Annotated in this window: 9 protein-coding genes and 1 pseudogene; 5 read left to right on the top strand and 5 right to left on the bottom strand. The window is 70.2% G+C overall.

What is annotated here, in order from left to right:
- Positions 1-41 precede the first annotated feature (41 nt).
- The 5 genes and pseudogenes from IPQ09_07470 to IPQ09_07450 form a co-directional block, all read right to left on the bottom strand.
- Positions 42-1,263, bottom strand: a pseudogene (locus IPQ09_07470) (amidohydrolase).
- A 39-nt stretch (positions 1,264-1,302) separates the two neighbouring features.
- A complete protein-coding gene (locus IPQ09_07465; protein MBL0194051.1) occupies positions 1,303-1,485 on the bottom strand; it encodes a hypothetical protein in 183 nt (60 codons plus the stop codon).
- A 3-nt stretch (positions 1,486-1,488) separates the two neighbouring features.
- Positions 1,489-2,283, bottom strand: a complete 795-nt coding sequence (locus IPQ09_07460) for a WecB/TagA/CpsF family glycosyltransferase (protein ID MBL0194050.1) — start codon at positions 2,281-2,283, stop codon at positions 1,489-1,491.
- Positions 2,280-2,744 carry a hypothetical protein gene (locus tag IPQ09_07455; GenBank protein MBL0194049.1) on the bottom strand — a complete coding sequence of 155 codons (465 nt, stop codon included), beginning with the start codon at positions 2,742-2,744 and terminating at the stop codon, positions 2,280-2,282. The genes IPQ09_07460 and IPQ09_07455 overlap by 4 nt, the downstream gene beginning before the upstream one ends.
- A 67-nt stretch (positions 2,745-2,811) precedes the next feature.
- Entirely contained in the window at positions 2,812-3,657 is an 846-nt protein-coding gene (locus tag IPQ09_07450) for a YbhB/YbcL family Raf kinase inhibitor-like protein (GenBank protein ID MBL0194048.1), read from the bottom strand.
- Between the two features lie 79 nt (positions 3,658-3,736).
- Between IPQ09_07450 and IPQ09_07445 the strand changes: the two genes are divergently transcribed.
- The 5 genes from IPQ09_07445 (at position 3,737) to IPQ09_07425 (ending at position 12,132) form a co-directional block, all read left to right on the top strand.
- On the top strand, positions 3,737-5,035 hold the full coding sequence (locus IPQ09_07445; GenBank protein ID MBL0194047.1) for a hypothetical protein: 1,299 nt from the start codon (positions 3,737-3,739) through the stop codon (positions 5,033-5,035).
- A 4-nt stretch (positions 5,036-5,039) separates the two neighbouring features.
- A complete protein-coding gene (locus IPQ09_07440; protein ID MBL0194046.1) occupies positions 5,040-6,647 on the top strand; it encodes an O-antigen ligase family protein in 1,608 nt (535 codons plus the stop codon).
- A gap of 123 nt (positions 6,648-6,770) precedes the next feature.
- A complete protein-coding gene (locus tag IPQ09_07435; protein ID MBL0194045.1) occupies positions 6,771-8,654 on the top strand; it encodes a serine/threonine protein kinase in 1,884 nt (627 codons plus the stop codon).
- Positions 8,655-9,158: 504 nt separating this feature from the next.
- Positions 9,159-10,655, top strand: a complete 1,497-nt coding sequence (locus IPQ09_07430) for a hypothetical protein (protein ID MBL0194044.1) — start codon at positions 9,159-9,161, stop codon at positions 10,653-10,655.
- 190 nt (positions 10,656-10,845) lie between these two features.
- Complete coding sequence (locus IPQ09_07425) at positions 10,846-12,132, top strand: hypothetical protein (GenBank protein MBL0194043.1); 1,287 nt, start codon at positions 10,846-10,848, stop codon at positions 12,130-12,132.
- Positions 12,133-12,139 lie beyond the last annotated feature (7 nt).

The following is a 12,139-nucleotide window of genomic DNA, read 5'->3' as shown; positions in this document are numbered from 1 at the left end:
ATCGAACGACCTCCGACCTACGCTCGACCGAGACTCGCCCGCTACCTCTGTGCGTCGAACTCGGCGCGCACCGCCCGACGCAGCTCCGCGTCGACGAGCAGCTCGAGCGCCGTCTTGGCGAGCGCTCGCGCGCCGTCGAGCGCCGTCGCGAAGCCGCGCTCACTGCCGGCGCACTCCGCGAAGCGGTGCTCGTGGCACAGGCTCTCTCCGACGTCGCAGATCGCGAGGTACGGGTGGATGGCGGGCACGGCCTGCGACACGTCGCCCATGTCGGTGCTGCCCGCGCCCACTTGGTCCGTGACCTCGTCGGCCGTGCGCCCGCCGGAGGCGAGGTGATCGCCGAAGCGCCTCGCCAGCGTCAGGTTGTTCCGCATGGCGCTGTACCCCGTGCGCGAGGAGACCTCCACCTCGACCCCGCTCGCCATCGCCGCGCCACGCGCGCAGCGCTCGACGATCGCGCGCACGCGCTCGAGCTCGCGCCCGTCCTTCGCGCGGACGCCGAACTCGCACGCCGCGAGCTCGGGGGATGATGTTCACGGCCTGGCCGCCGTTGGTGATGAAGCCGTGCACGCGGACCCCGTCGCGAAAGTGCACACGCTGGCCGTCGACGAGGCGGAACGTGTCCATGCACGCGGTCAGCGCGCTGTTGCCGTCGTGCGGCGCGGCCGCGGCGTGCGCGGGCTTGCCGTGGAACGTGAACGTGACCCAGAGCGAAGCCAGCGCGGGGTGCGCGAGGATGTCGCGATCGAACGGGTGGAACATGATCGCGGCGTCGAGCCCCGCGAAGCACCCGGCCTCGAGCATCTTGATCTTGCCGCCGCCGCCCTCCTCGGCCGGAGTGCCGAGCAGCACCACCTCGCCCCCGGCGGCCTCGGCGCCCTTGGCCGCGGCGAGGAACGCGCCGACCGCGCCCGTGGCGATGAGGTTGTGCCCGCACGCGTGGCCGATGTGGGGCAGGGCGTCGTACTCCGCGAGGATGGCCACGCTCGGCCCGCCGGGCTTGCCCGCGCGCGCGGCGAACGAGGTGGGCATGCCCGCCATCCCACGCTCGACGGCGAAGCCACGCGCCGCGAGCAGCTCGCAGACCCACGCGGACGCCTTCACCTCTTCGAACCGCAGCTCGGGGTTCGCGTGGATGTCACGACACAGACGGCGCAACGCCTCGGCGTCGGCAGCGACGGCGTCGTCGACGACGAGGGCCAGAGACGCGACAGACGGTGAGAGAGTCGGGGCGACGGACCGTGCGGGCTCGGCGGGCGGCATCTCTCCACGCTACACGGCCGCGCGCGGGGCCGCGACCGCTCAGCGCCGCTTGCGCTCCAGGCCGGGGTACACGAACAGCAGGCCAAGCATGTAGAGTACACACAAGGCGATCGTCGCGCCCACGCTTCGCTGGATGGCCGCCTTGGTCGTGGGCGCGTTGGCCGCGAAGAGCGGGATGAGGAGCGTGACGACCAGCAGCGAGAAGAGGAGCAGCTTCTGCATCGTTCAGCCCTCGGCGTCGCCGAACGGGCGGCCGTCCCGGCGTGCGCTGGCGTACTGGCGCGCGACGATCGCGAGGTACTGCGGATCGCGCACGAAATAGCGGTGGAAGAGGCGGCGCGGCTCTTGCGCGAGGCGGAAGGCCCACTCGAGGCCGCGATCGGCCATCCACGCGGGCGCGCGCTTCACGGTGCCGGCGACGAAATCGAGGGAGGCGCCGATGCCGAGCAGCACGGCCGGCGCGACGGCTTCTGCGATCTCGTGGCAGAAGAGCTCCTGCTTCGGGGCGCCGAACGCCACGAGCACGATGTCGGGCGACGCGGCGCGGAGCTTCTCCACGATGGGCGCGCGGGTCGACGGGGGCTTCGACAGATCGACCATCGGCGCGTCGGTGCCCACGATGCGCAGCGTAGGGTGCCGCGCGCGGAGCTTCGCCGCGGCCAGCTCCGCCACCCCGGGGCCGGCGCCGAGCAAGTAGACGCGCTTGTCGCGCTCCGCGCAGGCCGCCACGAGCGGACCGACGAGGTCGGAGCCCGAGATCTTCGCCGGCAGACGGGTGGGCATCAAGCGGGAGGTCAACACCACCGGGAACCCGTCGGCGAGGCTCAGGCTCGCGGCCTGGTAGGCGGCCGCGAACGCGGGGTCCTCGTCGGCGATGACCACATGATCGACGTTGGGCGTGACCACGAAGCCCCCGGCGCCCGCGTCGGACAGGGCGAGGACGGCCGCCACCGCTTGCTCGAACGTGAGCACGTCGATGGGCACGCGACCGACGCGGACCCGCTTCGGCGTGTCGCTCATCGCTGCTGGAGCACGATGGAGCCGAGGAACTTCGAGCGCCCGGCCTCGTCGACCGTGCGCGAGGCGGCCACCACGGTCGTCTCCCCGATGAACACGCCGATGAGCGCCGCGTCGAGGCTCTGCACCATGGGCACGGTGGTGGCGTTCTCCGAGACCAAGTTGAGCACCACGAGGCAGCGCTTGCCCTTCTGCGTGAGCGCCTTCACCTGCTGGAGGGTGCCGTCCATGTCCACGAGGCCGATCTTGCGCGCGTCGAACACGGCCAGCTCCTGGCCGAGCTCCTTGCCGATGCGCGCGAGCCCCTGGGCGATCTCGAGCATCGCCTCGGGGTCACGGGCGCTCGACCCGACGAGCGCGAGCGACTGCCAATCGGACTGGTGGCACCGCAGCCAGAGACGCTGCCAAATGGGGTTTCCGAGCGTTGCCGCGGCGCCTTGTCCGCCCGAGACCGGGGTCGTCATACTCCGCGCACTCTAGCGGAAATCGTGGCCCAACGGGCAAGTTGCGGCACGAGACGCGGCACGAACCTTACGGCTTCCTGTAGTTCGACGAGAGGGTCGCGGAGCCGCCCGCGACCTGCTGCGCGAGAATTTGCGCCTCGATCGCCTCCGGCGTGTCCGACATCGCCACACCCGCGAGCGTCGCGTTGGAGATCGCGTGCACGGTGAAGACGTAGGTGTGGTCGCCGGACGGCGGGCAGGGGCCCAGGTAGCCCAGGGTGCCTGGCGAGAACGTGACGCCCGCCTGCTTCGACCCCGCCGGCGCGGGCGCGCCCGGGGTGTAGCCGACCGGGACCGACGCGCCGACCGACAGCGTGCTCGCGGGGATGTCGTACAGGGTCCAGTGGATGTTGGGGACCGTGAGGTCCTTCATGACGATGGCGTAGCTGAGGGTGCCCGCGGGACCCGCGGTCCACGTGAGCGCGGGCGACCGGTTGACCCCACTGCAGGTGTGCGCGGCGGGGAAGCGTCCGCCGTCGGTCAGCGTGGCGCTCGTGAGCGTCATCGGGGGGAGCGCCGCGTCCGGGACGGCGGTGTCGGGGACCGACGTGTCGGGGACGGCGGTGTCGGGGACCGACGTGTCGGGGAGCGCCGCGTCCGGGACGGCGGTGTCGGGGAGCGCCGCGTCCGGGACGGCGGTGTCGGGGACCGACGTGTCGGGGACCGACGTCTCCGGGTTCCCGGTGTCGGGCCGGGTCGCGTCGAGGGTGGTGCCGTCGGCGGTCGTGGCATCGGGCGAGCCCCCGTCCGCGGCTCCCGGGTCGGTCGAGCTGCACGCGCCTAGCCCGCCGAGCCCCTGCACCGTCAAGGCGGTCACCGCGACCAAGCCCATCCACCTGCGGGCGCGCGTGCCCGCCTTCAGCGCGTTTCGCATGGCTCAAGACCTCTTCCAGAGAACTGCTCGCTTTTCGGCGCGTCGGCAAGTCGAAAATCCTGCTACCCTTTGCCCTGCCTTGGTCCGCGCGCGTGCCCTCCCTCCGCTCCTCCTCCTCGCGTTCGTCACGAGCGCGTGCGTATGGAACATCTCCGACCGGGAGGAGCCCGGCCCCGACGGCGACGTCACGGGCGAGCGCGCCGACTGCTCCGCCGGCCCCAAGGAGCCGCTGAGCTCGCCCCAGGGCGCGGCGGGCCCCCGGCTGGTGGGTCGCTTCTCCCCCACCGGGCAGTTCGCGTGGTCCGGCTCGGAGATCACCGCCCGCTTCAAGGGCAGCGGTCTCGCGGTCACTCTCGAGCTCCTGCCCCCGCCCGACGCCGAGTACGACCCCGCAAAGGACGACCGCGTCTTCACCTCCTGGGTCGACGGAAAGGCCAGCCTCGTCGCCAGCAAGGCCGGCAAGAACCGGTACCAGCTCGCCAGCGGGCTCGACCCCAACGCCGTCCACGAGGTCGTCCTACACCGCGAGTTCGAGGCCGCGGGGGGCCTCTCGGTGTTCCACGGCTTCGAGCCCGCGCCCGGCGGCGAGCTGCTTCCGCCACGCGTGCGCACTCGCCGCATCGAGATCATCGGCGACTCCATCTCTTGCGGCTACGGCGTGCTCGGGGCCGACGGCGCGTGCCCCTTCACCTACGGAACGCAGCGCCACTCGCTCAGCTACGGTGCGCTCGCCGCGCGCACGCTGGACGCCGACCTCACCAGCGTGTGCGTGTCGGGCAAGGGCCTCACGCGCAACGAGAACGGGGACGACGGCGGGCAGCCCACCCGGGATCCGGCCTATCCCCCGGGCACCATCGCCAACGCGATCCCGCAGCTCTACGGCCGGCTTGACGCGACCAACCCCGCCAACCCCACCTACAGCGCCGTCTACGTCGCCCACCCCGACGTCCCGGGCATCCCGGATCCTGGGGGCATTTTCGTCGCTCCCCGACCCGACACGGCCCCTCAGGTGGTGGTCGTGAACCTCGGCACCAACGACTTCAACTTCGACGTCGCCGACGACGTCTTCGTCGCCAGCGGCATCGACCTGCTGAAGCGCGTCCGGTCGATCTACCCGGAAGCACACCTCTTTTTTGCCCTAAGCCCCATGTTGAGCGACTCTCTCGGCGCCGACATCCGCACACGCGCGGCCGCGGCGCTCCGAACCATCGTCGACTCCGCCGTGAAGCGCGGCGACAAGCGGGCCTACTACATGCAGTTCATCGAGCAGCGCCAGGCGCGGGACGGACTCGGGTGCTCGGGTCACCCTAGCCCCCGCACGCACGAGCTCGCGGCGAGCCAGCTCGTGCAGGCGATCCAATCGAAGCTTTGTTGGTGAGGCGGTGAGTAACCAGAGCTACCGCCCGGGGCCGCAGCGGCCGAGGACCGCCTCGCAGATCCAGTACGAGGCGATGCAGCGCCGCATCAGCCAGCGGTTCGGCGAGTTCGGTGAGCGCGACGCCGCCGCCGTGTCGCACGATCCGCTCGAGGACAACCACGTCCGGCCGATGCTCAAGGTGATGGCCGGCTTGCTCGCGGCGTCGGCCATCATGACCTACACGGTGGGCACGGCCTCGCGCATCGCGAACGGCTTCGTGGCGGTGATCGTCGCCGGCCTCGTGTACCACATGGTCACGCGGTTCCCGGTCCACGAGAGCGCGCGGTACTTCTTCGGCGTCTCGATCTTCCTCGAGGCCGCGACCGACATTCCGACCTATTGGCACCCGCCCCTCGCCTTCGCGGACATGGCGTACTACGCGTCGTTGAAGGACTTCGCGGGCGTGCCGGGGCTGTCGCTGCCCATCTTCTTCTTCGGCGCCATCGGGCTGCTGCACCGCGCGCGCAAGAACCTCCGCAAGCGCGAGGAGCTCACGCCGCCGCCGCGTCACGCCGTGCAGGCGATGACCTTCTTCCTCGTCGCGGTCCTCTCGGTCGAGGCCTGGGGGCTCGCTCGCGGCGGCAACCTACAGCCGTCGTTCTTCCAGATCCTGCACCTCGTGACGATGCCGCTCGTGGGCCTCACGTTCCTCTACGCGTTTCGCGGCCCGGAGGACCTGCCCGCCATCGGCTCGATCATCGTCACCGCGGCGGTCGCGCGCAGCGCGCTCTGCACCTTCACCTACTTCACCCTCGCGGCCAGGTTCCACAACGAGGAGGGGTTCTTCGTCACGACGCACGCCGACACAGTGCTCTTCACCGCGGCGATCTTCATCCTCATCGCCTACGCGATCGAGACCCGTGACCGCCGCACGGTGCTCCGCTGTATCGGGCTCACCGCGGCGATCTTCGCGGGCGTCGCGCTGAACAATCGCCGGCTCGCGTTCGTGTCGCTCGGCGCCGCCCCCGTGATGATGTACCTGTCGCTGAAGCCAAGCCCGACCAAGCGCAAGGTCACCCGCGCGGCCTTCGTCGTCGTGGGCCTCGTGCTCGTCTACCTCATCGTCGGTGGACAGATGGAGGGCGACTCGCCGCTCTGGAAGCCCGCGAAGCTCGCGATGAGCGTGCTCGACCAGAAAGACTCCTCGAGCGAGTCGCGCGACATCGAGAACTACAACCTGATCTACACCATGTCGCAGAGCCCCGCCGTCGGACAGGGCTTCGGGTGGGAGTACAAAGAGAAACTCCAACTGTACGATATTTCGGAACTATTTTCGCTCTATCGCTACATCGCCCATAACGGCGTGTTGTGGATCTGGTCGGTCGGTGGCGTGGTGGGCTTCACGGCCCTCTGGTTCATCTACCCGCTCACCATCACCCTCGGGATGCGCGCCTACCGCACCGCCCAGAACCCCGTCGAGCGCGCGGCGTCGCTCGCCGGGATCGGGGTCGTCGTGGCCGTCATCGCCCAAATCTGGGGTGATCAGGGCTGGAACAGCTACCTCACGCTCATCCTGTTCGCGGTCGCGTTCGCTTCTCTCGCCCGCCTGGAGGCCGCGGGCGAGGTCGCGTGACGAATAGACTTGCCAGGCGCCTTGAGCTACGGTCTCGGCCCGTGTGGTCCGGGGGGGACATCCTTCCACTAGCGGCGCCGTAGCGGGCTACGCTCCATGATTACCTGACGTGGGTTCCCCTCCATGGGCTTCGAACAGCGACGCATCGGCACGGTCATCGGGAAGTGGCGGGTGGACTCTCTCTTGGGGTCCGGCTCGATGGCGGCGGTCTACGCCGTCACCCACCGAAACGGCTCGCGCGCGGCGCTGAAGATCCTCCACGCCCAGCTCTGCAACGACGAGCTCGTGGTCGAGCGGTTCCTGAGCGAGGGGTACCTCGCCAACGTCGTCAAGCACCCCGGTATCGTTCGGGTATTTGACGACGGTATGACCGAGGAGGGGTGCCCGTTCCTCGCCATGGAGATGCTCGAGGGCGAGACCCTCGACGACTACTGCGAGGCGAAGGGGCCGAAGATCCCCCTCGGCACCGCGCTCGGCATCGCCGACTCGATCATGGACGTGCTCGCCGCCGTCCACGCGGGCAACGTCATCCACCGCGACCTGAAGCCCTCGAACGTGTTTCTCACGTCCGAGCTCCAGATCAAGCTCCTCGATTTCGGCGTCGCGAAGCTCTCCGACAAGAAGTCGGTCAGCAAGCTCAGCCTCGTGGGGATGGTGCTCGGCACGCCCTCGTTCATGGCACCCGAGCAGGCGCGCGGGGCACGCGACGAGGTGGACGCCCGCTCCGACATCTTCGCGCTCGGCGCCATCCTGTTCACCCTGCTCACGGGCGAGTACGTCCACCCGGTCGAGGGCGTGCAGCAGAAGCTGGTCGCGGCGGCGACCCAGCGCGCCCGCTCGATCGGCCTCGTGTTGCCCACGCTCCCCGGCCCCATCGCTGCGGTGATCGATCAGGCGCTCCAGTTTCGCAAAGACGACCGCTGGCAGACCGTGACGCAAATGCGGCGCGCGCTGAAGGAGGCCGGCGAGGGGCTCGTGGGTGAGACGCTGCGCCCTCCGCCTCCCTCGAGCGCGCGAATCAGCGTGCCTGGCGATGGCGCCAGCCTCGGTGACGACGAGGCGACCGAGGCGATGGCGCCGATCGCGTCTTACGACGACGCCGCCCCGACATCGATCTCGTTCGTCGGCGCGGGCTCCCAGAACCACGTGGACGCGGCCGCTCATCAGGCCATGGCGAACGCCATGAGCGCGAGCCTCGGCAGCCTCGGCGAGGGGGGCTCGGGCGGCACGGGCGGCACGGGCGGCTCGGCCGCCGGTCCGCTGCAGGGCGCGCAAGCGCAGGCGAACGCGGCCAGCGAAGACGACCAGGCGCCATCCGACTCCACCATGGTGGCCATGTCGAACCCTTACGGGCGAATGCCGCTCCCGCCTACGGCGAGCGGTCGACGATTGGCCGCGCCCCCTGTCACGGACAGCGGTCGGGTGGGGTTCTTCTACGACGAGCACAAGTCGAGCACCTCGCTCGAGGGGGCGCCGTCCTCCAGTCCTCAGCTCTTCGCCGACCCTCTGCTGGCCAACGGTGCGCCCAACGGCGGTCTGCCTGCGCTCGCGCCGGCACCGACGCGCTCGCTCGCGCCCCTGGTGCTCGCGGTTCTCGCCGCGCTGGCCCTCGCCGCCGCCGTGGGCGTCTATCTCAGGGCCAACCGGCGCGTGTCCACCCCTCCGGATCCCGCGCCCCTCACGGTGCCCGTGCCCGAGCCGTCGGCGCTCGCCCCGTCGAGCCCGCCACCGCCGTCGCTCGCCCCGTCGAGCCCGCCCCCCGTGTTGGTCGTTCCCGGCGCCGCTCCCTCTGCGAGCGGCTTCATCCCCACCGTCTCGCCGGACGCCCTGAAGCCTTCGCCGAAGCCGCCGCCGCTCGTGCCTGCTCCGGCCGTGAAGCCCACCGCCGCGCCGGTGAGCCCGCCCGCCGCTTCGCCCTCGGGGCCGACGCCGACGCCGACCCCTGCGCCAACGCCAACGCCCGCGCCAACGCCTGCGGGGGGCGCCGACTTCGAGCTCCTCCAGTGAGCTAGTCCCCTGGAAGCGTGATCCCTTCCAGAAGTCGCGCGGGTTCGGCCTTTCGCCACAAGGGAGCGAGGGGGTGTCCCGTTTTCGGCGGCGGTGGGAGGATACTCATGTTCGAGGGTCGGCGTTCTCGCGCGGTCACACCCGAAACCACTGTCCCCTGAGCCCAAAGCGCCGCCTCCACCGCGCGGAACGACGTCCGAGTTGAGGACGGGCCCGCCGCCGCCGAAAACGGGGCACCCCCTCGCTCCTCGGAATGACACCGAAGACCGGACTTCTGATACGAACCACGACTCCAGGGGACTAGCGCGCCGAACCGCTTGATGACCGAGGAAGTTCGCCGAGTCGCGAGCCGTGCGAGGCGCGACGACCCACGAGTGACCCCCAAGAGGGCGAACGAACGTCGATGGCGAGGCCGAGCGGAGGGCGTCGCGATGAAACTGCCTGGGAGAGTTGCAGGTCTCCGAGGGCGCTGTGATACCGTGGTGACGGAGGTTTCTTTCAGAGATGGCGAGAGCAGCAGACGGCACGCTATTTCAACGCGCGGACCAGCTCACTGCACCCGGCCGGGGCGGCGGTGGAGGGGGCCGCCGGGGCCGCCAAGACGACGAGGAGCCCGAGGGCTCGCTCTCCGACCGCGTCCGCGACGCGGCCAAGGCGGCCGGGCGCCGAAAGGGCCTCACCGCGTTCGTCGGCGTGATCTGCCTGGCGATGACGGTCGTCGCGTCGATCTTCGCCCCCAAGTCGTACGAGGTCGACGCGAAGGTGCTCGTCACGCGCGCGCGGCTGATCGGCGCCGCCAACGAATATGGCCCCACGCCCGAGGAGCAGAAGGCTCAAGCGCGTCAGTTCGAGGAGCAGGTCAAGGCGCGCGACAACATCCTCTCGCTCATCAAGCAGACCCAGCTCGTGGAGCGGTGGGACTCGATGCGCCAGCCGCACCGCCGGTTGATCGATCAGCTCACCCAGAAGCTCGGCAGCCAGCCGCCGACCGACGAGCAAAAGTTCGACACAATCATGAAGACCCTGGACGCCAAGCTCCGGGTCGTGGTCGACGACGCCACCGTGACCATCCTCATCGAGTGGTCCGATCCGGTCGCGGCGCGCGACATCGTGGCCGCGGCCATGAAGAATTTCCAGGACGCGCGGTATGGCGTGGAGATCGGCGGCATCAACGAACAGCTCAAGATCCTCGAGTCGAACGTCGCGCGTGCCCAAGGCGAGGTCGCGGCGGCCGCCACCGAGCTCGCGATTCGCCAGCGCGATCTGAACGGCAAGCCCGCGAGCGAGACCGTGCTGCGCTACGTGCAGCGCGCGGGGGGCGCTCCGGCTCCGGTCGGCGCCGATCCGGCGCTCGCCAAGAAGCTCGAGCAAATTCGCGGCGAGAAGGCCGCCATCCTCGAGCAGCGTCAGCAGCGCGTCGCGCAGCTGCAGACCCAGCTCCAAGAGCTGCAGCAGCAGTACGCCGACGGTCACCCCGCCGTCCGCGCGGTCAAAGACAACATCCGCGCTGCCCAGACCGACACGCCCGCGCTGGCAGCGCTGAAGCAGCAAGAGACCGACGTGCTCGCCCAGATCGAGGCCGCCAAGAAGGCCGCCCCGAAGGAGGAGCCGAAGGGCGCGATGGTCGCGACGCCGGTCGTGGTGCCCGTCGACGCCGGTGCGCCGGCTCGTCCGAAGTCGATCAGCGACGTGCAGGCCGAGTTCGATACCGCGCGCAACAAGTACGACCAGCTCACCACCAAGCTCGAGGGAGCCCGCATCGAGGCGCAGACCGCCGAGGCTGGCTTCAAGCGACGCTATTCGGTAACCCACCCCGCGGAGCTGCCGGCAGGCCCCAAACGCCCGTCGGGCCTCATCGCGGCCGTGATCGGGCTCATGCTGACCATCGTCGCGGGCCTGGCGACGGCGGCGATCGCCGACCGCTTCTCCGGCATCTTCTTCGAACCGCGTCACGTCCGCGACCGGCTGGGTATCCCCGTCTTCGGCACCATGAAGTGGTAGGCGGGGCGCGGGGCGGGGCCCTTCCCCGCGCCTGCGCCGCCTCCCCGGCCCCCCCCCCGCGGTCGACGCTGAACGGAGCCCACTCGCCCGCCGTTCATGGTATCGCTGGAGCAGTTCGAGCTCTCGCGCGGTCCCGTCCCGACAGCCCGCCAGTCCCGCGCGCCAGCGCGCCAGCGCCTGCACTCCCACGATGCTGCCCTTCGCGAACCTCCCGCCCCTCGACACCACGAGCCTCGTGGCCGCTCAGGTGCGCGTCGAGGGCCGCGGCCGCTTCACGGCAGAGACCACGAGCGCGGCCGTCACGCCGCAGACTCGCCCCGTCCTCGAGAGCGAGCTCGCCCCCCAGCTCCGGTATGACCTCCTCTGGCGGCACGGGTTCTCGCACTTCGTGGCGATCTACGCGCCGCGCTTCATCATCCCCGACACCACGAACATCGACACCCTGCGCTTCTCAGCGCCCACGCAGCAGGAGCGCGACGACTCGCAGGCCAACAACACGCCGCTGCCGCCTCAGTTCGGCGCGTTCCACAACTTCGCGCTCGGCCTCGAGATCGACCAGAAGCGCACGCACTGGGGCCTCTACGGCTTCGGCGGGTACGGGCCCATCTCCAACACGGCCCTCCTCGTGCAGAAGCCGTGGAGCGGCGAGGGCATGCCCGCCTCGCCCTACCCCATCATCCCCACGCTCGGCGCGGCGAGCTTCAACCTGCTCTTCCTCCAGGCGCAAGGCTTCGTAAACATTCGACTTACTCGGCGTGTCACCCTCACGCCCCAGGCGAGCTTTGGCGCGTTCGGCGGCGCCGAGAGCCTGTCGCGCCGCACGATCCCGCTCACGTACGGTCCTGCCTACCGGCTCACGCTCGACCTCAAGAGCACGCCGCTCGACACGTGGAAGACCTCGCTCGGCGGCGGCTACCAGCTCCCGGCGCTCTTCAACGACGACCGCGTCGGCTCGCCCACCGTGCTCTTCGAGGCTGAAGAGCGCCTCGTGCACCAGTGGCGCCCCCTCATCACGAGCGAGATCGCCGCCGGCGCCCGCACCGCGCAGAACCCCACCTTCGGCGCGCGCATGTACCCGACGGTGGAGGCCAACACCGTGTTCGGCTGGGACCACCGCGCGAGCGAGACGCGACTCGCGACCATCGCCAAGGTGGGCCCGTGGATCAACCTTCTGTCCGGCGACGTCGAGCAGAAGGTGGAGAGCATCGTCGCCATCAACCACCGCATCGACCGGACCACCCTGCGCGGTCAGGCGTCGGTGGGGGTCATCGCTGGCAACACCGACGTCATCTCGAAGTACGTGCTCGCGACCGCCCAGAGCTCGGTGGCCTACCAGTTCACGCGCATCTTTTCGGCCGACGTGGGCGTGCGCACGACCACCCAGCTGTTTAGCAACGCCCAGCGCAGGTTCGACACCCAGCAGCTCATGTTCTTCGGCGGTCTGACCGTCCACACCGATCCCTCGCTCCGCCTCTGAGCGCGGG

It is taken from the genome of Myxococcales bacterium, assembly GCA_016720545.1.
Classification (GTDB): Bacteria; Myxococcota_A; Polyangia; order Polyangiales; family Polyangiaceae; genus JAAFHV01.
The sequence above is the reverse complement of the archived record's forward strand: the minus strand, read 5'-3'. Positions and strand labels throughout refer to the sequence as shown.